Source organism: Pseudoalteromonas sp. ASV78, assembly GCF_047806705.1.
In the GTDB taxonomy this organism is placed as follows: domain Bacteria; phylum Pseudomonadota; class Gammaproteobacteria; order Enterobacterales; family Alteromonadaceae; genus Pseudoalteromonas; species Pseudoalteromonas prydzensis_A.
In genome coordinates this window covers 2,118,234-2,141,734 of the sequence record NZ_JBLOPA010000001.1, presented here as the reverse complement: position 1 = coordinate 2,141,734, position 23,501 = coordinate 2,118,234, and the positions used below count along the sequence as shown (strand labels likewise).

Annotated in this window: 18 protein-coding genes and 1 tRNA gene; 14 read left to right on the top strand and 5 right to left on the bottom strand. The window is 42.2% G+C overall.

Annotated elements, in window-relative coordinates:
- Positions 1 to 117 precede the first annotated feature (117 nt).
- Complete coding sequence (cysE, locus tag ACMVDV_RS09690; RefSeq protein WP_301561824.1) at positions 118 to 936, top strand: serine O-acetyltransferase; 819 nt, start codon at positions 118 to 120, stop codon at positions 934 to 936.
- Positions 937 to 962: 26 nt separating this feature from the next.
- A complete protein-coding gene (locus tag ACMVDV_RS09685; RefSeq protein ID WP_416157977.1) occupies positions 963 to 1,634 on the top strand; it encodes a hypothetical protein in 672 nt (223 codons plus the stop codon).
- A 26-nt stretch (positions 1,635 to 1,660) separates the two neighbouring features.
- Here ACMVDV_RS09685 and xseA read toward each other — a convergent pair whose 3' ends face one another.
- Positions 1,661 to 2,995, bottom strand: a complete 1,335-nt coding sequence (gene xseA / locus ACMVDV_RS09680; protein WP_416157976.1) for an exodeoxyribonuclease VII large subunit — start codon at positions 2,993 to 2,995, stop codon at positions 1,661 to 1,663.
- A 135-nt stretch (positions 2,996 to 3,130) separates the two neighbouring features.
- Between xseA and guaB the strand changes: the two genes are divergently transcribed.
- From guaB to rimI, 5 genes are all read left to right on the top strand, one after another.
- Entirely contained in the window at positions 3,131 to 4,600 is a 1,470-nt protein-coding gene (gene guaB, locus ACMVDV_RS09675) for an IMP dehydrogenase (protein ID WP_416157975.1), read from the top strand.
- 104 nt (positions 4,601 to 4,704) lie between these two features.
- A complete protein-coding gene (guaA, locus tag ACMVDV_RS09670) occupies positions 4,705 to 6,282 on the top strand; it encodes a glutamine-hydrolyzing GMP synthase (protein ID WP_416157974.1) in 1,578 nt (525 codons plus the stop codon).
- Positions 6,283 to 6,428: 146 nt separating this feature from the next.
- Positions 6,429 to 6,505: transfer RNA gene (locus ACMVDV_RS09665), tRNA-Trp, on the top strand.
- A gap of 65 nt (positions 6,506 to 6,570) precedes the next feature.
- Complete coding sequence (locus ACMVDV_RS09660; protein ID WP_416157973.1) at positions 6,571 to 6,879, top strand: hypothetical protein; 309 nt, start codon at positions 6,571 to 6,573, stop codon at positions 6,877 to 6,879.
- Positions 6,866 to 7,336: a ribosomal protein S18-alanine N-acetyltransferase gene (gene rimI / locus ACMVDV_RS09655; protein WP_416157972.1), complete on the top strand. Its 471-nt coding sequence runs from the start codon at positions 6,866 to 6,868 to the stop codon at positions 7,334 to 7,336. Before ACMVDV_RS09660 ends, rimI begins: the two co-directional genes overlap by 14 nt.
- A gap of 20 nt (positions 7,337 to 7,356) precedes the next feature.
- Here the strand turns inward: rimI and ACMVDV_RS09650 are convergent, their stop codons facing one another.
- Positions 7,357 to 10,035 carry an ATP-binding protein gene (locus tag ACMVDV_RS09650; RefSeq protein WP_416157971.1) on the bottom strand — a complete coding sequence of 893 codons (2,679 nt, stop codon included), beginning with the start codon at positions 10,033 to 10,035 and terminating at the stop codon, positions 7,357 to 7,359.
- A 261-nt stretch (positions 10,036 to 10,296) separates the two neighbouring features.
- On the opposite strand from ACMVDV_RS09650, the gene prfC reads away from it, so the two are divergent.
- Both prfC and argS read left to right on the top strand, forming a co-directional pair.
- Positions 10,297 to 11,880: a peptide chain release factor 3 gene (gene prfC, locus ACMVDV_RS09645; protein WP_416157970.1), complete on the top strand. Its 1,584-nt coding sequence runs from the start codon at positions 10,297 to 10,299 to the stop codon at positions 11,878 to 11,880.
- Positions 11,881 to 11,934: 54 nt separating this feature from the next.
- The gene (gene argS, locus ACMVDV_RS09640; protein ID WP_416157969.1) at positions 11,935 to 13,677 is read left to right on the top strand and encodes an arginine--tRNA ligase; all 1,743 of its coding nucleotides are present in this window, start codon (positions 11,935 to 11,937) and stop codon (positions 13,675 to 13,677) included.
- Positions 13,678 to 14,043: 366 nt separating this feature from the next.
- On the opposite strand, the gene ACMVDV_RS09635 is transcribed toward argS, so the two are convergent.
- Entirely contained in the window at positions 14,044 to 14,784 is a 741-nt protein-coding gene (locus ACMVDV_RS09635; protein WP_416157968.1) for a thioesterase II family protein, read from the bottom strand.
- Between the two features lie 245 nt (positions 14,785 to 15,029).
- Between ACMVDV_RS09635 and pdxH the strand changes: the two genes are divergently transcribed.
- Positions 15,030 to 15,668, top strand: a complete 639-nt coding sequence (gene pdxH, locus ACMVDV_RS09630; protein WP_416157967.1) for a pyridoxamine 5'-phosphate oxidase — start codon at positions 15,030 to 15,032, stop codon at positions 15,666 to 15,668.
- 6 nt (positions 15,669 to 15,674) lie between these two features.
- Positions 15,675 to 16,448, top strand: coding sequence for a TatD family hydrolase (locus tag ACMVDV_RS09625; protein ID WP_416157966.1), 774 nt, complete (start codon positions 15,675 to 15,677; stop codon positions 16,446 to 16,448).
- Here ACMVDV_RS09625 and ACMVDV_RS09620 read toward each other — a convergent pair.
- A complete protein-coding gene (locus tag ACMVDV_RS09620) occupies positions 16,415 to 17,035 on the bottom strand; it encodes an AhpA/YtjB family protein (protein WP_304184915.1) in 621 nt (206 codons plus the stop codon). The two genes, ACMVDV_RS09625 and ACMVDV_RS09620, sit on opposite strands and share 34 nt — an antisense overlap.
- Before the next feature lie 134 nt (positions 17,036 to 17,169).
- Here ACMVDV_RS09620 and serB point away from each other — a divergent pair, with 134 nt between their 5' ends.
- Entirely contained in the window at positions 17,170 to 18,183 is a 1,014-nt protein-coding gene (gene serB / locus ACMVDV_RS09615; protein WP_416157965.1) for a phosphoserine phosphatase SerB, read from the top strand.
- Here the strand turns inward: serB and ACMVDV_RS09610 are convergent, their stop codons facing one another.
- Positions 18,184 to 20,670, bottom strand: coding sequence for a PilZ domain-containing protein (locus ACMVDV_RS09610; protein ID WP_416157964.1), 2,487 nt, complete (start codon positions 20,668 to 20,670; stop codon positions 18,184 to 18,186).
- A 353-nt stretch (positions 20,671 to 21,023) separates the two neighbouring features.
- Between ACMVDV_RS09610 and radA the strand changes: the two genes are divergently transcribed.
- Together radA and ACMVDV_RS09600 are read left to right on the top strand one after the other, a co-directional pair.
- The gene (gene radA, locus ACMVDV_RS09605) at positions 21,024 to 22,409 is read left to right on the top strand and encodes a DNA repair protein RadA (protein WP_416157963.1); all 1,386 of its coding nucleotides are present in this window, start codon (positions 21,024 to 21,026) and stop codon (positions 22,407 to 22,409) included.
- Positions 22,410 to 22,566: 157 nt separating this feature from the next.
- Positions 22,567 to 23,499, top strand: coding sequence for a hypothetical protein (locus ACMVDV_RS09600; protein WP_416157962.1), 933 nt, complete (start codon positions 22,567 to 22,569; stop codon positions 23,497 to 23,499).
- Positions 23,500 to 23,501: the final 2 nt, after the last annotated feature.

Genomic DNA, 23,501 nt, shown 5'->3' with positions numbered 1-23,501 from the left:
AGTTTATAAGTTAGTTATATCTAATAACTAGAACAAATAACCACAGCGTTAACACATCTGACTTGAAATCCGTTAAACTAAAACAAAGCATATCCAGTATTAATTTAAGGCCGTTCTATGCGTCATGAAATTTGGCAACAGCTTCGCACCGAAGCAAAAGAAGTCGTTACCCGTGAACCTCTGTTAGCAAGTCATGTGTATTCATGCATTTTAAATCATGAGTGCTTAGGATCTGCGTTGAGTTTTATCGTTGCCAATAAGTTATCTGATGCTGTGGTATCTGCATTTACTATACGTGAATTGTTTGATCAGGCTTTTGTTGAGTGTGATCGCATGTTGACTCATGTGGCTCATGATATAAAAGCGGTTAAAGATCGTGACCCCGCTGCCGATACTTATTTAACTGTGATATTAAATTTAAAAGGTTTCCATGCAATTCAAGCACACCGACTCGCCCATTGCTTATGGTTACAAAACCGTAAAGAACTCGCTCGCTTTATTCAAAGCCGTACCTCAGAAGTATTTGGCGTTGATATCCATCCTGCTTGTAAAGTCGGCCATGGTATTATGTTTGACCATGCAACTGGTATAGTCATTGGTGAAACAGCGGTTATTGAAGATAACGTATCAATTTTGCAATCAGTCACCTTAGGTGGTACTGGGAATGAAAAAGGCGATCGTCATCCGAAAATTCGCGCTGGTGTTTTAATTGGCGCCGGTGCAAAAGTACTCGGTAATATTGAGGTCGGCGAGGGTGCACGAATTGGTGCAGGCTCTGTGGTACTAAGTGCTGTACCGCCACACACCACGGTTGTAGGTGTACCAGCTAAAATTGTTGGCAAGCCAAATTGTCCCTGTCCAGCGCAAAGTATGAATCAGAACTTTTTAGAAGTTGATGAGCCACAAAACGAATCACACACCAGTGCCATGCTCTAAGTAAAAAAACTTAAAAGGAATTAAGCATGAGTAAACATAATCTATTTTCGCTAGCTCTGGCATTTATTACAGGTGTTGTTTTAACCTGGGGCTACTTTACGTGGAGCTCTGACGAAGCAGCACCTGCGGCTACTACACAAACACAAGTACTTGAACAACAAGTCAAAATGTTACCTACCAATACCGTCGCATCAGAGCTTGAAACAGTGCCGAAACCGCAGCAAGTTGCAGATAGTACCCCGACTACTGAAGATACGTCAGCGCAAACAGCTGATGAACAACCCCTTGAGGAGCAACTGCAGCAACTTAAGCATGAATTAGCGCAGCAACGAGCGCTGGTTAAACGTTACCAAACACAAGCTCAAGCACCCTCTGATTTTGAGCAAGCTTTATTAGATAAGTTTGAGCAGCAAAGCCGTAATGAAGAATGGGCATATCGCACAGAAACAGCCATGAAAGATTTTTTGCAAACCGCAGATCTAAGCATCAGCCCTGAGCTGATCAGTGCGCAGTGTAAAAGCTCGGTGTGTAAATTTGAACTTGCAGCACCAAAGGATAATGATGACTTTGCTCACACCCAATGGCGCGAGCTTAATGATCAGTTGGTCAAACAGGATTTTTGGCAACAATTTACCGTTAGCACCTCTAAATCCAGCGATCGCGACTTTTCTTTATTGCTTGCTACTGAATCGGAATAACCAGCTTCGGGAACAAGCAAAATAAACTAACTAACAATAGATTGAATGATTCCATCCGCTAATTCAGTCACAAGCGCATCGCCTTGATTCACTTGTGACGTTGATTTTATAACCTTTCCTTGCTCGTTTTTAGTAATACTATAGCCACGGGCGAGTACATTAAGCGGACTGACAGATCCTAACCGACTAGCTTGTAGCGCCAGCGTATTTTGACTGCTGCGTAATTGCTGTTGCATACTTTGTTGTAAGCGCGTTTGCAGTTGCTGTAATTGATGACCTGCTTGAGTGAGTTTTCGATCTGGTGAACGCTGCATCAAACGTGGCATTAAATTGTTTAAGCGACGTTCATATTGATAAATACGCTGTTGCATTGCTTGTTGTAATGCCACTGTTAATTCATCTAAACGTTGTGCTTGTTGATTTAAGTGATTGCGCGGATGGCACAATGTTAAACGGTGCTCAAGTGCTGTTGCAATGTTTTGCTTTGCAGATAACTGATGTTTAAACGCATTGGCTAAGCGATTTAATTGTTGTTGAATTTGATTATACAGTTCGCTGCTATTAGGGCTGACCAGCTCAGCAGCAGCGGAGGGGGTGGCAGCGCGGATATCGGCCACATAGTCACTAATCGTAGTATCAATTTCATGCCCGACGGCGCTGATGATAGGTAGTTTACTGGCATAAATAGCCCGTGCCAGCAATTCATGGTTAAAGCACCATAAGTCTTCCAAAGAGCCACCACCGCGCCCTAAAATAAGCACATCAACTTCATTGCGGGCGTTGGCGAGATTAATTTTATCTATCAGTTGTAAATGGGCGTCTTTACCTTGCACCATCGCAGGGTAGATCACCACTTCTAGTTGCGGGGCGCGGCGCTTAAGTACGGTCAAAATATCTTTAATAGCGGCGCCTGTCGCTGATGTGATCACACCTACACGATGCACAACACTGGGCAGTGGCTGTTTGTATGCTGAGCTAAATAGGCCCTCCGCTGCTAAGCGCATTTTTAATTCATCAAACTGTTGCTTTAATAGTCCTTCACCAGCCGCTTCCATGTGTTCAACAATCAGCTGATAGTCTCCACGCGGTTCATACAGCGATACTCGGGCTCGAACTGTCACTTGTGCGCCGTTTTCTGGGCGATAGCGTTGGCCACGATTGTTACCGCGCCACATGGCTGCTTTAACTTGGGCGCGATCATCCTTAAGCGTAAAATACCAATGCCCAGACGCAGGCGTAATGAAGTTTGAAATCTCACCGGTTAAAATTAACGATGCGAAGCCTTGTTCAAGCACGGTTCTTATTTCTCTATTTAACCTAGAAACGGTATAAATCGTTTGCTGCTGGGGTGTTATAGCCATAAAGCGACTCTAAAAAGCGATGATGGCGGTATTTTATCATAAATAATTGTGAAATCTTATTTACTCATGCCCATAACGCTGATAAAATTTGGCCGCAATTCCTTAAACAAGATCCACATGTGAGAAGTTGCCAAAATGCTTAGAATTGCTAAAGAAGCTCTTACCTTTGATGACGTACTTTTAGTACCAGGTCATTCTACTGTTTTGCCACACACGGCAAACATTTCAACTCGCTTAACGCGTGGTATCAAACTTAACTTGCCGCTAGTTTCAGCATCTATGGATACTGTTACCGAAGCACGCTTAGCAATTGCGCTGGCGCAAGAGGGCGGTTTAGGTTTTATCCACAAAAACATGACTATTGAAGAACAAGCTAAAAACGTACGTAAAGTTAAAACGTACGAAGCAGGCATTGTTTCTTTTCCTGTGACTGTGACAGCGGATTTAACGATTGCAGATGCGATTGCACTTGCTGAAGAAAAAGGCTTTTCAGGTTTTCCGGTAACGGATGCTGAAAACGGCCTTGTTGGTATTGTGACCAGCCGCGATATGCGTTTCGAAACTAAGCTTGAGCAACCGGTTTCAACAGTTATGACTAAAAAAGAAAAGTTAGTGACTGTTAAAGAAGGTGCAGCACGGGAAGAAATTTTAGGCCTAATGCACGAACACCGCATTGAAAAAATTCTTGTTGTTGATGATGCATTTAAATTAAAAGGCATGATCACCGTAAAAGATTATCAAAAAGCCCAAGATAAGCCTCATGCATGTAAAGACGAGCAAGGTCGTCTTCGTGTCGGTGCTGCCGTTGGCGTAGGCCCAGGTACTGATGAGCGTATTGCTGCATTAGTTGAAGCGGGCGTTGATGTATTACTAATTGATACCTCACATGGTCATTCACAAGGTGTTATCGACCGTGTTGCAGAAACTCGCCAAGCATACCCTGATTTACAAATTGTAGCGGGTAACGTTGCTACTGCGGAAGGTGCAATTGCCCTTGCAGACGCCGGTGTTGATGCCGTTAAAGTAGGAATTGGCCCAGGTTCAATCTGTACTACGCGTATTGTTACTGGTTGTGGTGTACCACAAATTACCGCTATCTCTGATGCTGTTGATGGCCTAAAAGGTCGTGACATTCCAGTGATTGCTGATGGTGGTATTCGTTTCTCAGGTGATATCGTAAAAGCATTGGTTGCTGGTGCATCATGTGTGATGGTTGGCTCAATGCTAGCGGGTACTGAAGAAGCGCCTGGTGAAGTAGAGCTTTACCAAGGCCGTTATTACAAGTCATACCGTGGTATGGGCTCGCTTGGTGCGATGAACCAAAAAGAAGGTTCATCAGATCGCTATTTCCAAAAGTCAAATCAAGCAGACAAGCTTGTGCCAGAAGGTATTGAAGGTCGTGTGGCTTATAAAGGCCCAATCGCGACAATCATTCACCAACAAGTTGGCGGCCTGCGCAGTGCAATGGGTTTAACCGGTTGTGCCACGATTGAAGAATTAAACACTAAACCTCAGTTTGTACGTGTTACTTCAGCTGGTATGGGTGAGTCACATGTTCATGATGTGCAAATCACCAAAGAAGCACCTAACTACCGCTTAGGTTAATCAATATACTTTATTGAAATTACTGGGCTAGCTTTTGCTGGCCCTTATTTATTTTTAGTCATTCAGGTTACCTGAGTGCTAGTTCTTGACTAACGAGACCCTCAATGAGCAAAGACATTCACGATTCACGAATTCTTATTTTAGACTTTGGTTCGCAATACACGCAATTGATCGCCCGCCGTGTGCGAGAAATTGGTGTTTACTGTGAACTGTGGGCATGGGACGTAACGGAAGAGCAGATCCGTGAGTTCAATCCACAAGGTATCATTCTATCGGGTGGCCCTGAGTCAACAACCTTAGAAAACAGCCCGCGTGCCCCTGAGTATGTATTTAATGCCGGCGTACCAGTACTTGGCATTTGTTACGGTATGCAAACAATGGCTACTCAGCTTGGCGGCAGCGTGCATAGCTCTGATAAAAAAGAGTTTGGGTATGCGCAGGTTGAAAAAGTCGGTAACTGTGCATTATTTGACGCGATTGAAGATCATATTACTGATGGTGGCAATGGCATTTTAGACGTGTGGATGAGCCACGGCGATAAAGTAATGGAAATTCCAGATACGTTTAAAACCACAGCTAAAACATCTACTTGCCCACATGCGGCAATGTCTAACGAAGAAAAACGTTTTTACGGCGTACAATTTCACCCAGAAGTAACCCACACCCATCAAGGCCAACGTTTACTAGAGCGCTTTGCGATTGATATTTGTGGTTGTGAAAAACTGTGGACTGCTGCAAAGATCATTGATGACGCAATAGAGCGCATTAAAGCGACTGTAGGCGATGACGAAGTGATTTTAGGCCTATCTGGTGGTGTTGATTCATCAGTGGTAGCTATGCTTATTCACCGCGCGATTGGCGACCGCTTAACCTGTGTATTTGTTGATAACGGCTTACTGCGTTTAAACGAAGGCCAACAAGTAATGGATATGTTTGGCAATAAGTTTGGTCTAAACATCATCAAAGTGGATGCCGAAGAATTATTCTTAGCGGATCTTGCTGGTAAATCAGATCCAGAAGACAAGCGTAAAGCTATTGGTCATACATTTATCAAAGTATTTGATAGCGAATCTAAAAAACTTAAAAATGCAAAATGGTTAGGTCAAGGTACTATCTACCCAGATGTAATCGAGTCAGCAGCCTCTGCGACGGGCAAAGCGCATGTGATCAAGTCTCACCATAATGTGGGCGGCTTACCAGATGACATGGAAATGGGCTTAGTTGAGCCACTACGTGAATTATTTAAAGATGAAGTACGTAAAATTGGTTTAGAACTCGGTTTACCATACGACATGCTTTACCGCCACCCGTTCCCAGGACCTGGTCTAGGTGTGCGTGTACTTGGCGAAATCAAAAAAGAGTACTGTGATTTATTACGCCGTGCCGATGCTATCTTCATTGAAGAGCTACACAAAGCTGAGCTTTACCATAAAGTAAGCCAAGCGTTCACGGTATTCTTACCGGTGAAGTCTGTTGGCGTTATGGGCGATGCCCGTAAGTATGATTGGGTTGTAAGTCTTCGTTGTGTAGAAACTATCGACTTTATGACTGCACGTTGGTCACATTTACCGTATGAGTTCTTAGGTCTGGTATCTAACCGCATCATTAATGAAATCGACGGTATCTCACGCGTTGTTTACGATATTTCAGGTAAACCACCGGCCACTATTGAATGGGAATAAACCTTTAAAAGGTTTTTCTAACTGATTATAAAACGGCGGATTAGTTGACTAATTCGCCGTTTTGTTTATTTAAAAAGCAGTTAAACTAAAAAAGTGATTTTTTTCTTTACCTTTAGCGAAAGGTCTCTATAATTCGTCGTCATTGCAGGGGCGTAGTTCCAATTGGTAGAACAGCGGTCTCCAAAACCGATGGTTGGGAGTTCGAGTCTCTCCGCCCCTGCCATTTCTTCTTTACATCGTTTTTATTAATTCTTATATTGTTCTTGTGTTTAAATCTACTGAGTTGTTATGCATCCACGATACGCAGCTATTTTTGGTATAGAAAACCTCGAACTCAATCAGCATTTTCGCTCTGATCTCATTGTCGAGCAAGTGTGTGAGCAATCAAGCACGGCACAGCCGTTAACCGTTGCGCTCAACACACAACTATTCGCAGACTTAAAGCGCGCCGTTGCGCCATTACCAATAGAACAAGTAGTGCAAAGCGATAGCTTTGCTTGGCATAATGGTTTGCTTAGCGTACCAAGCTCACAGCTTACTGCCGATAATAAACGCGCGCTCTGGGCGCTGATGAGTAAACACCTTGATAACCTTTAAACCTGTTACTGAATCATCCATTGCTGCGCTGATGCGTGTTGAAAACGCCTGTCACACTCATCCGTGGACAGTAAACACCATGCAATCATGTCTTGCTGGGCGCTATTTTAACTTAGCGGCATTTCAGGCTGAACAAATGGTCGGGTTTTATATCGGTGAAAAAGCAGGGCCTGACTTTACTTTAATGGATATTTGTGTCGCACCTGATTTTCAGGGGCAGGGCATTGCTAAACAATTGCTTGCGGCGTTTATCGGCTATGGTGAACAACACCAGGCAGAAAACTTATTTTTAGAAGTGCGTGAAACCAACACCCGTGCCATTGCCTTGTACGAACAGGCTGGGTTTAGTGAAATGTCGGTTCGTAAAGATTATTACCCCAGTGATGATCCGGCAAAAAATGGTCATGAAGATGCCATTTTAATGGGCATGACACTGCTATTTGGCCAGTTAACCTAAGCTCAGGTTAACTACGCACTTTATAATTCGGTTAACGGTTCTTGCTGTAAGGTGTATTTAATCGACTCAATTAAGCTCAGTGCTAAATAATCACGCCGGCTCTGATCGCGACCACGTAAGTTATCCTCAAGTGCCGCAGCAGCATGGTGAATATTACTAAAGCCAAAACATCCCGCACTGCCTTTTAAGCTATGTGCCAGTGCCCTTAGTTGTTGCCACTCATTGGCACTGTGTAATTGCGTTACTTGAGTTAAATAATCAGGTAATTTTGAACGGTAGTCGTTGTTGATTTGTTGAAATTTTTCACTATTGAGCAAGTTTTCCCATTTATTTTGGGTGTCTTTTTCAATATTTAAATAGCTAACCAGTACACTTTCTAAGGCATCTTTGTCGATAGGTTTAGCAAGTGCCTCATCACAACCGGCTTGTAAATAGGTATTTACATCATGTTTCATCACGTTAGCAGTCAGGGCGATGATTGGGCCAGCGTAGGCTGCGTGACGTAGCATCTGAGTGGCTTCTAAGCCTCCCATCACCGGCATTTGCATATCCATAATGATCAGTTGATAGTCGTTTACCAGTGCCATTTCAACGGCCTCGGCACCATTGTTAGCTATATCAGGTTCAAGCCCCCATGTTTGTAAGAGTAACGTGATCAACACTTGATTATCTGGGTTATCTTCAGCGACTAAAATATTGGCATCAAAGCTGTTTTGTGCAAATGAAAGCTGTAAATCTTTCTCTGCACTGAGTTGGCTCAACTCAGTTAGCATCGGGGTTGAATGTTCGCTGTCTGTCGCTAAGTTACAGGCAATTTGTACGCTAAAACAGCTACCTTTACCGGGTGTACTTTGTACATAAACATCACCACCGAGCAATTGCGCTAAGTTTTTAGAAATACATAACCCTAATCCCGTACCGCCAAAGCGTCGTGTGGTGGTTGCATCAGCTTGTTCAAACGGTTTAAATACTCGCTCAACTTCACGTTCCGACATGCCAATACCGCTATCTTGAATTGCAAATTCAATGAGTTGCGAATCACTATCATAAGTAATATCTAAGGTGATCAAGCCTTGCTCGGTAAACTTCACCGCATTACTGGCAATATTGATGAGAATTTGTTTTAAACGAGTGCTATCGCTATTAATTATTCGCGGCAATGGTAAGTGAAAGTTGATATTACAATTGAGTTTTTTCTCTTGCGATAAAGGCCGAATAATTGAATCTATATCATGAACTAATTGCACAATATCAAGCGGTTCTTTTTCAACAGCGAGCTTTTCGGCTTCGATTTTAGATAAGTCTAAAATATTATTAATTAGCTCAAGCAGGTGTTTTGAATTGCGTAATATAGTGCTCAGGTGCAAAGCATCACCGCTGGTTTTATTACTGTGCAACAGTTGTTCGGTAAAACCCATAATAGCGGTCAATGGCGTACGAATTTCATGACTCATATTGGCTAAAAAGCGGCTTTTTAATTGGTTGGCTTGCTCTGCTTGGGCAATGGCAACCTCTAGCTGACTATTCATGGTTTCAAGCGCTTTAGTACGGCTTTCAACTTTATCTTCAAGGTGATGCTTGTATTCTTCAAGTTCGTCTTGATAATGGCGAATTTGATTCACCATGTGGTTAAAGTCGTTAAATAACACACCCACCTCATCGTTATTGTGAGCGGGTAAATACACAGATAAATCGCCATCACCAACCCGATGACTGGCGGCGCCAAGTAACTCGATTGGGTTAAGCAGTAAATTACGTACCACAATAAAAATCAGCATCGGCAGAGTGATCACTGAAATGATCACGATTAACGCGGTAATTAAGCTGATCGCTTTGCCCGATTGATACAGCAAAGCTTTGGGGATGGTAGAAACATAATAATAACCACCGCTCATTTGGATGGCGTAAATCATCCGCTCGACTTTGTCGATACTTGATAATTCTATGGTTGAAAGCTTACCCAGATCAGCGAGTTTATGGATCTGTTCAAGTTCATATTCACTAATATATTGACCGCGTTTATCGTAGTCTGAACTAAATAATATTTTGCCGTTATTGGTTAGTAATAAATTTAGTGTGTTGTTATAGGGGGCTTCTAAAATACTGGAATTTAAAATCGATGGTTCAACATGCACCACAATAAAGCCAAGTTGTTGCGGGCGCTTGAGGTAGTAATCAGCACTGTAAATACGTTGAATAAAATACAAGCTGGTGGTGCCATCTTGCTTTTGCACCATAAATTGCTGCTGGCGTAAGTTACTTTGCAATACTTGCGAAAAAAACGGGTAACTGGTTGGGGCGGTATTTAAATTACTGGAGTAATAGGCATCACTTTGACCGTCAGGTGAAATCAAATTCACACTAATAATATCTGGGTAAGCTTCTGAATAACTGGCAAATACATCCATTAGCGCGCCTAACCTGCGAGTGTAATTACCGTTGTCGCGCAAGTCATCGGCTAAAAAGTCACTGAGTACCGGAGAGGTTGAAAGCAATTTTGTGGTTGAGTGAAACGAATCAATGTAGTTAAACATTTTTTGCTGTTGTTGCTCAACAAAGCGACTCACAATAAGCTCAGCTTGCTTTTGCGTAGAGCTGGTTACGTTGGTGAGAGTAAAACCACCTAAAAACAGTAACGGCAAAATCACCAACGGCGTGATATACCATAATAATCTTATACTTAGCTTACTGGTTTTCATACCCAAACAAAATATCCTCCATGCAATCTTTCAATAGTATGCGTTAGCGTAAAATTACACAAGTTTAGCGCGCTGGCTGCTGCGATAGGGTTAGCCTGAATTGAAACTAAATTATCGGCTAATTACTTACAATCGTTGCTTTTTTGGCTAAGACAAACAAGGTATAATGGTGGCAATTCTATTTTCAAATTACAGTGCGCAGCAAAGACCTTTGCTTAGGGTTGTTTTAGTGGCGCCTTGTTATGACTTAAAGCGGCTTACATGTCTAATTTATTAAACGAAATCAATACGCGACGCACGTTCGCTATCATCTCGCACCCGGATGCTGGTAAAACCACTATCACAGAAAAAGTACTGTTGTTCGGACAAGCTATTCAAAAAGCGGGAACTGTTAAAGGCCGTGGTTCTAACCAGCATGCAAAATCAGACTGGATGGAAATGGAAAAAGAGCGGGGGATCTCGGTAACGACCTCTGTAATGCAATTTCCATATAATAAAGCGCTAGTCAATTTACTGGATACTCCAGGGCACGAAGACTTCTCTGAAGATACCTATCGTACACTTACCGCCGTAGATTCATGTTTAATGGTTATCGATGCGGCAAAAGGTGTTGAAGATCGTACTCGTAAATTGATGGAAGTAACGCGCTTACGTACCACGCCAATCGTTACGTTTATGAATAAATGTGACCGTGATATACGCGACCCAATGGAGCTGTTAGACGAAGTAGAAACTGAGCTAAACATCGCGTGTGCACCAATTACTTGGCCTATCGGTTGTGGTAAAGAGTTTAAAGGTGTTTATCATATTCATCGCGGCGAAACCTTGTTATATAAAACTGGCCAAGGTCATACAATTCAAGAAGTACGTAGTATCAAAGGGCTTGATAACCCAGAGCTTGATGAAGCGATTGGTGATGAGCTTGCTGGGCAACTGCGCGAAGAGTTAGAGCTGGTTATTGGTGCATCGCACGAATTTGATTTAGAGTTATTTTTAGCGGGTGAGTTATCGCCTGTGTATTTTGGTACAGCATTGGGTAACTTTGGTGTTGATCATGTTCTTGATGGCCTGACTGAGTGGGCACCAACACCATTACCACGGGAAACCGAAGACCGCACTGTGGTTGCCACTGAAGAGAACTTCACTGGTTTCGTATTTAAAATTCAAGCAAACATGGACCCTAAACACCGTGACCGTATTGCCTTTATGCGTATCGTATCAGGCAAGTACAGCCAAGGTATGAAAATGAATCATGTGCGTATTGGCAAGCAAGTCAGTATTTCTGATGCAGTGACTTTTATGGCCGGCGACCGTGAGCGTGCAGGTGATGCTTTTGCTGGTGATATTATTGGTTTACATAACCACGGCACGATTCAAATTGGTGATACTTTCACGCAAGGCGAAAAGCTTAAATTTACCGGTATTCCAAACTTTGCGCCGGAGTTATTCCGCCGTATTCGCTTGCGTGACCCACTAAAACAAAAGCAATTATTAAAAGGCTTAGTACAGCTTTCTGAAGAAGGCGCAGTGCAAGTATTTAGACCGCTTATCAATAATGATTTAATCGTCGGTGCGGTAGGTGTGCTGCAGTTTGATGTGGTTGTAGCTCGCTTAAAAGCAGAATACAACGTCGATGCTTTATACGAAAGCGTGAATGTAAATACAGCACGTTGGGTAAGTTCGACTGATGTTAAAAAGTTTGAAGACTTTAAACGTAAGTGTGAGAGCAACCTAGCACTTGATGGCGGCGATAACTTAACTTACATAGCGCCGAGTCGTGTAAACCTTAATTTATCAATAGAGCGTTACCCTGAAGTGACGTTTAACCACACCCGTGAAAACTAAACTCAAAATTTAATTAAAGCCCGCAAGAGCGGGCTGACAAAGGTAACAAATTACATGAATATTCGTACGCTTCTAATCGATAAAGCCATTGCCGCGATGACAGCCGCAGGCTTACCTGCCGATACTAACCCTGCGGTTACACAAAGTACCCGCCCACAATTTGGTGATTATCAAATTAACGGTGCGATGGGCGCGGCTAAAAAAATGAAAAGCAACCCACGTGAGCTTGCACAACAGATTATTGATCACTTAGATGTGAGTGATATCGCAGACAAAACTGAAATCGCTGGGCCTGGTTTTATTAATATTCACCTAAAGCCTGAGTTTTTAGCGCACAGCGTAAAAGCCGCAAATCAAGATACGAAACTTGCTGTTACACAGCACGCACAGCCACAAACCGTGGTGGTTGATTACTCATCACCAAACCTTGCAAAAGAAATGCACGTAGGTCACTTACGTTCAACCATCATAGGTGATGCGGTTGTTCGCGCCCTTGAATTTCGTGGTGACACGGTTATTCGTCAAAATCACATGGGTGATTGGGGCACGCAGTTTGGCATGTTGATTGCCCACTTAGAAGATCAAATCAACCAAGGTGTTGATTTAGATTCAGTGGCACTGGCTGATCTAGAGACTTTCTACCGCGATGCTAAAAAGCGTTTTGATGATGAACAAGGTTTTGCCGATAAAGCACGTGACTACGTGGTAAAACTACAAGGTGGCGACGCGCACTGTGAAAAATTGTGGAAACTATTTATTGCCACCTCGGTAAAACATTCAGAAGAAGTATATAAGCGTTTAAATGTAACACTGACTGCCGATGACATCATGGCTGAAAGTGCTTATAACAGTGAACTGAACAATATTATTAAGCTATTAAAAGATAAGAATATTGCGGTTGAATCGCAAGGCGCGCAAGTGGTGTTTTTAGACGAGCTGGCAAACAAAGACGGTGAACCATCAGTGTTTATCGTACAAAAATCGGGTGGTGGTTTCTTATATGCAACCACTGATTTAGCGGCGTGTGATTACCGTTCAAACAAGTTAGGCGCAGCCCGTATTTTAATTTTTGTTGATGCGCGTCAAAGCTTACACTTTAATCAAGTAGAGCTTACTGCACGTAAAGCCGGTTTACTACGTGATGCAACCAGCTACGAATTTTGCCCATTTGGCACTATGATGGGTGAAGACGGCAAACCATTTAAAACCCGTACTGGAGGCACGGTTAAACTTGCGGATTTACTCGAAGAGTCAATTGTTCGTGCTACAGCTAAGCTTGCAGAGCGTGAATCTGATTTAACAGCTGCAGAGCGCGCTGAAATCGCCCGTAAAGTGGGTATTGGCGCGGTTAAATACGCTGATTTATCTAAACACCGTACCAGTGATTACATTTTCAACTGGGACAGTATGCTTAGCTTTGAAGGCGCGACCGCTCCTTATTTGCAATACGCTTATACTCGTGTACGCAGTATTTTCCGTAAATCAGGCGTAGATGCCGCAACTTTAAACGCAGATGTTGCCATTGTAGAGCCGCAAGAAAAAACCCTTGCGCTTAAATTGTTACAGCTAGAAGAAGTGCTAGATCAAATGATCAGTGAGGCAACACCGCACGTATTGTGTAGTTACCTATACGAGCTTGCTAGCCTATACATGACCTTCTACGAAGCCTGTCCAGTACTTAAAGACGGCGTAGAGCCAAGTGTACGTGACAGCCGTTTAGTGTTGTGTAACTTAGTGGCGGATACGCTGCGCACAGGATTGGACTTATTAGGCATCGAAGTCATGGAGCAAATGTAATCACCGTCGTATTTTAACCTAATACTGCGTTGTCCACTCGACTGACCCTAATCACATACAAGAGCGTATGCTCATAGGGATAAGTCGAGTGTCCGCCTTGTCTTAGGCTAAACTACTTAGGTGAACTCTGCTGTGTGTAGTTCGTTTTAGCTGCGTTAATGAGTTTATTTAGCCTAAGTCACATACAAAGCGTATGCTCCTTGGCATAAATAAACTCACTGCCTTGCTAGCGCTCCTACACTTGCAGAAAATTCTAGGGGGGCTAAAATTGCATTTTCTATTTTTAGCCTCTAAACCTAGAAGTAGAAACATTGCTTTTAAGGGATTACATTAGGTGTGATACTGAGAAAGTAACCACATAAATTTTTAATTCAATTGTTGCAGCAAGTCTTGGTTAATAAGTTTTACCATTTTTGCACTATATTGATGAATAAAGAAGTGTCCACCATCAAACTCAGAAACATCAACGGGGTGTTGGCTTAAATCTTGCCATGCATTCAGCTGTTGAGCAGAAATTTGGTCGTGTTTTCCGTTTAACACACGAATGGGTGATGAGAGTGGAATAACTTCTGCAGAATAGGTATCGGCTATTTTAAAATCAGCTCTTAGCAGGGGGGCTAATAGCGCCATTAACTCTTCATTTTCCAGCACTTCTGTTGGAGTACCATTCAGTGACTTTAACTCAGCTATAAATTCGTTATAGGGTAAATCGTAGATGGAAGCTTTGTTATTTTTGGTATGTGGTGCACGACTGGCAGAAGCAAATAGTTTTATTGGCATAGGCTTTCCACTACGTTGAAAGTTGGATGTAAGCTCGTATGCTACTCGACTCCCCAGACTATGACCAAAAAAAGCATAGGGTTTACTGGTGATAAACTCGCTATGTGATAAAAGTTCATTGATGACATCAAGCATGTTATCTGCTGCAGGTTCTCCCATTCTAGAGCCTCTACCTGGAAGCTGAATTAACACTAGCTCAATGTCAGAGTTAATCAATTTTGTCCAAGGCAGAAATAGGCTGGGAGAACCTCCAGCATACGGAAAACAGAACAAACGCACACGTGCGTTTGGCTTTTTTTCTGGTATAAAAAAGAGCTTATTAGTCATTCGTTAGATATTTAGCTAGTTGAATTCTGGTTATGTTAGCAAAATAAGTACAATTGTTAAAAGTTTTTAGTGATTTTTTTTACTGCAGTTTTTTAAGATCGCGAAAGCCTGACAGATAAAGTACAATAATGATATTCATCGATTAATGTTAATTGATAAAGAGTAGTTACCCAAATTGGAAGTTTCCCAAGGTTTTTGCAAACCAACAAGTAGTACAACCTTAATAGCTTATAGAAGGATTTGTAATGAAACTCGAAGATATTCGCCGTGAATACTTGCAAGATGCGTTGAGCGAAGAGACTTTGCTTGATGATCCATTCAAGCAGTTTGAAACTTGGCTTGAGCATGCGGTAGCAAGTAAACTACCCGATCCAACGGCAATGGTGGTGGCGACGGTTGATGCAACCGGCCAGCCTTCGCAGCGCATTGTGCTATTAAAGCATCTTGATGATAACGGTTTTGTATTTTTTACCAATACTGGCTCGCGTAAAGCACAAGAGCTAAAAGGTAATAATAAAATCTGTTTGCATTTTCCGTGGCACCATATGGAACGCCAAGTGATTGTTTATGGCGAAGCACAGCCATTACCGACCGCTGCGGTGGCGAAGTACTTTTTGTCACGGCCAAAAGAAAGTCAGTTAGCGGCATGGGCGTCAGCACAAAGTCGACCGGTATCATCGCGTAAAGTGCTGATGGAAACCTTTGCCAATATGAAAAACAAATTTGCTAAGGGTGAAATCCCACTGCCTGATTTTTGGGGCGGCTATTGTGTCGTACCGACTAAAATTGAGTTTTGGCAAGGCGGCGCGCACCGCTTACATGACCGTTTTATGTATCAGCGCCAAGCTGATAACTGCTGGCACATTACCCGTTTAAATCCATAAACTGTTATGGCTTTTATTGATTCACATTGTCACTTAGATTTTCCTGAATTTGCTGCTGACATTGCGCAATTAATTACGCAATGTCAGCAGCACAGCATTGAAAAGCTAATCGTGCCGGGGGTTAGCTTGGCACAATCCCATGCTTTAATCGCATTTGCCGCGCAGCATGCAAATGTTCGTATTGCCGCCGGTTTACACCCTTATTTTTTAGCACAGTACCAGCCTAGCCATTTAGCGGCATTAACTGAATTTGCGGAGCAACATCAATCGCAACTTATTGCTATTGGCGAGTGTGGCATTGACCGCAGTATTGATGACTTAGCCTTGCAAACTCAGATATTTGAGCATCATATCGCGCTTGCTGATCAGCTTGAGTTACCGCTGATTGTGCACCACCGACAAAGCCATGACTTAATAGCCCAAGCATTTAAACGCTGCAAACCTAAGTTTGGTGGGGTTATTCATGCCTTTTCTGGCTCTATGCAACAAGCACAGTATTACATTAAGCACGGTTTTAAGCTTGGCGTGGGTGGGGTGATCACTTATCAGCGAGCGCAAAAGACCCGTAGCGTTGTTGCTGCCTTGGCGGCTGAGCATTTAGTGCTTGAGACAGATTCACCCTCAATGCCACTGGCAGGGTTTCAAGGGCAAATTAATACGCCGTTGCAGTTACCTTTAGTGTTTGCGCAATTGTGCCAGTTAAAGCAGCTTACAGAGCAAGAGAAAGGTATTTTTGAACAACAACTTTATGAGTCGTGTTCAGCACTTTTTCGAATATAACGATTAACCTGCCAGCGTTTTAAACCGCGACCTAGTTGCCATGTAAAAATACAAGTGATCACTAGCATTAGTAGTACTTGGCGGCCTAAGTCATGAAAGCTGCTGTGACTGGTTGCCACTGCTGAACGCGTTAAATAAGTGATTGTTGCAAAGCCCAGCGGGCGATTATCATCACTAATAATAGGCTCAACAAACGGAGTTTTTAGCTTGCTAATACCCGGGGTTGAATTTGGTAACTTGCCTAATAAATGGTGCGTTTGCCAATTATCACTACTGGCGATAAGCACACCTTGATGATCGTAAATCGTTGCAGCTAACACAAACTCATCTTTGCTAATGCTATTACACAAGGCGGTGAGTTCGGGTTTGTTTTTTTCAAGTAATGGGGTTTTAGCGTTGAGTGCCATAAAGCGGGTTAAGCTTTTTGCTGTGCTGTCGGCATTATCATAAAGTAGTTGATGGCTTTGAAAACTACTATTAACCGCTACCCAAGTCAGCAACAAAAAGCATGCCGCAGCAATGCTTAATCGCACTAGGCGCTGCCTAAGAGATGCTGAAATAGGGTTTTTAAGATGGTTATTTTTCATAGTCACCGTTTACGCTGCTGACAGCTTTTGCTTTTGATGTTACAACTAGGCCTAACTATAACCTTAAATCCCCCTTTATGGCGAGTTAACTGTTATTTTACCGGGGAGACATTAGTATCATTTTTGGAGTTATCATGACATTGGAGCGCATTGCGAGCCTTTCATCAGAGCAATTGTCAATGCAGTTGTCGTTAGGTAAATGGTATCACTATCAAGATACCTTAGTAGAGCAAGTGAGCTTACCTAGCGATCCGCAAGGGATGTTTAGTATTGCTTTTACTGGGGATTTTAATGGCCAGCAATTAACGAATATTGTGCAGTTTTTAGCGCAACAGCAATTTACAGTTACTGCAATATGCCGTTATCAGCCTGATCCAAACTTAACCCCTGCATTGTGTTTTTACAGTGATACCGCAAAAGCTAGCATCAATCCTCTGTTACTGAATGAATTTGCTCATCCGCACGGTTTTCAGCTTGTACAAGTCAGTAAGCCTCCGAGTCTCACTAATCCAGGGCTATTGGTGATGGATATGGACTCAACCGCCATTACCATTGAATGTATTGACGAAATTGCTCGTCTTGCGGATGTTTATGATGATGTCGCTGCGGTGACCGCCCAAGCGATGGCCGGTAAGTTAGATTTTAGTGAGAGCTTGCATCAACGCGTTGCTAAGCTTGAGGGAATTGAACAAAGCTTAATTGATGAGCTAAAAAGCAGTTTGCCATTAATGCCCGGCGTTAAAGAGTTATGCCAAGTATTAAAGCAGCATAATTGGTACTTAGCCATTGCTTCGGGTGGTTTTGTGCCATTTGCCGAGCAAGTGCAGCAGCTCATTGATTTAGATGAAGTCCATGCCAATGTGTTAGAGTTTAAAGATGCAAAACTAACCGGTAAAGTACTTGGCAGAATTGTCGATGCCGAGCAAAAAGCGGTGGTGCTGCGTAACTTACAGCAACGGTTAAGTTTGCCAATGCAACAAACCGTGGCAATCGGCGATGGCGCTAATGACTTAACCATGATGGCGGCGGCAGGACTCGGTGTTGCGGTACACGGTAAAGCTAAAGTGGTTGAACAAGCCCAAGCTGCCATTTGCCAAGGCTCGTTATTACAGCTGTTGTATTTATTAACTATTCCAATGGCAGAGTAATTAACTGAGCCGTTTTAACCAAATCTGTTTACGCTTATTCATTTGCTCTACCAGTTCCGCTGGAAAGTCTAAATGACTAAGCGTTTCATCGGTGATATCAACCATGTCACCAACGCCAGTGACTGACCACAGTGCTTCTTCAAGATCTTTGGCTTTATGTAACGCATATTGGCTTACGTATTTTAGCTCGTTAGCTAAGTAATCTGTATCAGGGCGGCCAGTACGCGAAATATAAACACGCATTATAAATAGCAATTCAGACTTTAACCCTTTCTTTAAAAAGAGTAGCTGAGGGGCATAATCGTCAGTCGCACTGCATTTGCTTTTTACTGCGTCTTCGATGGTTGACTTTTTTGGATCAAAACGAATAAATAATGTGAAAGGCAACGGCGGATCTTGGCGGCTACGGTCTTTTATTTGTGGTGTAATAACCTCGTTAATTTGCTCCGGTGTTAAAAACGCATCAATGCTGGTGGTTTCATTAAGCAAACCATAATTTTGTAAAATAATATGCAATGGGCTTGAGTATAACCCTTGGCCGATTGCACCGGTTTTAAAATGCGCCGCCTCTTTATGTAAATAAAACGGAAATTGGCAAACACTTTTAGTGACCATATTTCTAAGTGCCGTTGATAGCCCTGGCACTTTTGGTGCTTCTTCAGATACTTTCAATTTATCTTTATTATTTTCAATTAACTGAGTGAAAAACGTCACCCCTTCATGCGGGTTGTCAGCAATTCTAGAGGCTTTGAAATTGATGGTGGTTAATGACTTACTGACTGCCATTACTTCGTATTTTAATTTACTAAGATCATGCTTTTTGGTTATTTTTTGCAGCTCAGGTAAGCTTAATTCAACAATATCACCTTTTTGCAACGTAACCGGTTGGTCGCATTCAATTTGTAATCCCATTACTGAAAAATCACGACTATGAGCGCTATATTCTTGACCCTCTTTAGTTTTTATTTGCGTATCAGTTTTATACAAGTAACGCTTATGTGAGCGCAGGTTTACGTATTCTAAATCAACCGTTTCAAGTTTTGGTGGGGTTTTATGTTTACCGTGACCAAAGCGCTTTAACTGGTTAATGATGCTTTTATCGTAACTAAAACTTTGATAATGAGCCTGTTCGGCGGCGGTGCCAATCGCGGTTAAAATCAGCAAATATTTTACGTCTTTGATCATTCCTTGCACGCGAGGCGAAGGTGGCTTATTGAGTTTTTCAATATCTTTGCCAGCGGTATTCGGTAAGCTTAGTGGAATAAATGAGTCTTCTGGATGGCTTGGCATTAACTGCACTTTAAAGCATTGCCAGCTGTCTTTTTGACTACCAAAACCAAAAAATAACGCGCTTAATTGTGGCTCCGTAGTCAGCTCTGTACGTGTTGCTGAATAGTAATATATTTTACCTGCTACCACATGGGTAAAGGTGTATAAATACTCTTCCTTAACTTGCGCCGGATCACTTAATAGCTGACTTAAGCGTTGTTGATTTAAAATGGTGTATAAACACGATAGCTTACGCTCATCACAAAAATAACGCTGAATAAAAATATTATTTTCAGTGGTCAGCACTAAACTCGGGTAGAGCTTGTCATTTTGCAGGCTAAAAAAGGTGAACAATGATGTAACGCGAGGAATATAATACTGTTCATAGCCTTTTGAGACAACGGCATCTAAGGTGTTATCTAAATTCACTTTATAGCGGCGTTTATTACCATGAATAAAGCTTTCTAAAAACTCATCAAATTTTGCGTTATTTTCGATAAAAGTACGTTTTAAGCGAATATGATTAAATTCCGCAGATATTTTTTCAACGGCAACAACTTCATATTGAATACCGTTTTTCAAACCCAGTTCAAAATCTTGCTCAAGTCCTACTAGGCGCAGCCCTAATAACTGCTTTTTTTTGACTTGATAGCGTGATGAGAGCTTTATTTTTGCGCCACTTAAAGAAATATCCGAGGTGGTTGCTGCAATGGTGTTGTCTTTGCTCAATTCTACCGTGATTTTGATTGAATAGTTCATCCGCTCTTCACGGCGACTTTCATAAGAAGCAAATTTAATCACCTGGCAATCTAATTTTTGTTCATTTTGTTGCTCAGGCTGTTGAGCTTGTTGGGCGGCTTTTTTTTGCATTACGCGATGGTTGTTATCGGTATTCATTACTGCTTCATACACCGCAAGGGTATAACCACCGTGGCGTTTTATGGCTTGTTCAAATACCGCAATGGCGGTTTCATCCATAAAGTGTTGTTTGCCTTCATACTCATAAGGCTTTACTTGGCCAGTTACTTGGCCACGTAAATCAATAAAGCGAGCAATTGGTTGCGATAGGCGTGACATTTCCATCTTGATCAAAAACTGCTCGGGTTTTGTTAACCCTGCCGTTTTCGATTTAAAGATCGTGTCAAATTTGGCATTACCTAAATACGATTTAAGTTCGTCAACTAAACTTTCGTATTTCAGTAGAATGTCTTCAGTCATTTATAAAACCATCACCGTCTATTCTAAAAAGTTGGTATACTGCGTGAGTATTTATACACTCTCTTGGGTGCTGGTTTGCAGCATAGTGAATGTAATGAGCTACCGTCTTTCGTTTTTATTATTATGGAATTGCCAAATTAATGGCTCATTACTTTAGTTTTAGGATCAAAAAGCCCAAGCAGGAAAGATTAAGCAAAAAGTATGCCCTAAATATAAAGTAAATAACGTTTTTATATAATTTGATTGTGGCGTTGATTTGCCTAGTTGGCAAGGTCAATATTCGACAACCGAGCACGGCATGGCAACTAGTATTAACCTAAATAATTTCAAAACGACGAATATAGGCAAAGTTAATGGCAAAAGCGGCAAAAATAGAGTTTGTTTGTACCGAATGTGGTATGAACTACCAACGCTGGCAAGGACAGTGTCGCTGCGGCGCATGGAATACCTTAGCCGAATTTAAGTCCTCGGCAGGGCAAACTAAAAAAGCAGCAACGCGTAGTGTGGTTGGCGGTTATGCGGGCGGAGTGGGCGGTGGCTCGAAAAAAATTAACGACATCACAACCACCGAAGCAGAAAAACAACTCACCGGTATTGGTGAACTTGATCGGGTGTTATCTGGTGGCGTGACTACCGGCTCGGTGAATATTATTTCCGGCGATCCCGGAGCGGGCAAAACCACGTTATTATCGGATTTAGTCGCGCGTATGTCACAGCGTATGCCATCACTTTACTGCACCGCAGAAGAATCGTTATCGCAATTCAAAAACCGTGTTAATCGCTTAAAACTCGATTACAACCCAGATGAACTGTATTTGTTATCAGAAACCAGTGTTGAAACCATTATCGAAGAGCTGGAAAAAAATAGCATCAAGTTTGCAGTAATCGACTCTATTCAAGCCGTGGTAACCGATACCGCAAACGGCAGCCCAGGTTCACCGTCACAAGTTAAAAGTGCCGCGCAAGCGTTGACTCAGTATTGTAAGCAAAACGACGTCACTATGTTTATCATTGCCCACGTAAATAAAAATAATGAAATTGCGGGGCCGCAAACCTTAGTGCATATAGTTGATGCGTTATTACATATTGACACTAACGATGGGCAAATACGTACCTTACGCGCCAATAAAAACCGCTTTGGTGACATTGATACCGTGGGCATTTTTAGAATGTGCGAACGCGGTATGCTCAGTGTGGATAACCCAAGTGAGATCTTTTTATCGGGCTCGAGCACCGATTCTCCAGGTTCCACGATTACCTGTATTCGCAAAGGTAATCGTAATTTATTACTCGAAATTCAATGTTTAACTACCGAAACCGAAGCTGAATTTCCACAGCGGGTGTGTGTGGGTTTAAACATGAACCGGATAAAAATGTTGACTGGCATTTTACGCAAGCACACTAAAACCAAAATCTTCCACGATACGTTTTTTAATATTGTTGGTGGGCTGAGAATTGATGAAACCGAAACCTGCATCGATTTAGCGCTAGTGACGGCCTTACTCAGTAGCTTAAATGAGTTTGTGGTGCCACGCACTACCTGCATAATGGGCGAGCTGAGTTTAAACGGTGACGTACGGCCAATCGACAGTGGTGTGCCACGCGTTAAAGAAGCCGCACAGCATGGTTTTACCGAAATTTTTATTCCATTTCGTAACTACCATAAATCAATGGAAGGGCTAGGCGCTAAAATCACCCCAGTTAAAACGGTACATGAGCTATTAAGTTTAATTAATTAACCATACTCAAAAAGTACACATCAATTTGCACTTACTTATGCTAGGTCTTATCAAAGCTATTATTGAATGATACGCTTAGACAAATTTTTAGTATTAAGTCATTAAAGCATGGCCATAATCAGCTTGGCTGTAAATAGAATAGTAATAAGGAAATAAAATGAAAAAACTCGCAATTGTTGCCGTAGTTGTTGCTGCAGCTATCGGTGGTGTTAGCTACGCAAACCATGCACTAACACAAGAAGTAAAAGTAGAAGTTGATCGTCAGTTGGCACTGATGAACCAACAAATGGGTGTGACAGCCAGTTATGAAGATATTTCGGCGAGCGTATTTGGCCAAAGCGTAGAAATATCTAATATGGTGATCACAGACTTTGATCAGCAAGCAGTGGCAAATATTGCGAGTATTGAAGTATCAGGATACGAAACTGATAAAATTGCGCCACGTACCGAGCTGACAATTAAAAACTTTACCTTTAGCGAGCATTTTTTAGCACAGCTACCAGATGATGCTAACAATAACCTTGCCTCAGCCAGCTACGATTTACACACCTTGATGAACTACGATGAAAAATCAGGGGATAGCGATATTGCCTTCGACCTTAATGCCAATAAAATTGTTGCCCTTAAGTTTAACTTAGGTTTAGCTAAATCAACCGCACTAATGAATGCTTCACTGACGCTCAGTAAAATGCAGCAAGAATTAGGCGCTCAACAGCCAACTTTAGAGCAGCAGCTACAGCAACAAACCATCATGATGGAAGCACTTTCAGAGCTTGAACCGCGCAGCATTGAAATAGCCTTAAACAATGAAGGCAAATTTAAAGCGTTAGTAGAGCAAGCCCTTGAAAAGCAAGGCATGACGCTAGAGCAAATGCAGCAAATGGTCGACATGCAGTTACAACAAGCACCAGTCAGCGAAGAGCTGGGTGAAGCGATTAAAAACTTCACCCAAGGTTTAAGCTCATTAACTGTCTCAGCAAGCTTGCCAGCAGGGCAAACCATGACCGAAATTAACCAACAGATCTTCACCCTCATGGGACAACCAGAAGAACTGGCCGAGTTTATTAATCTTAAAGCCAAGGGCGAATAGCT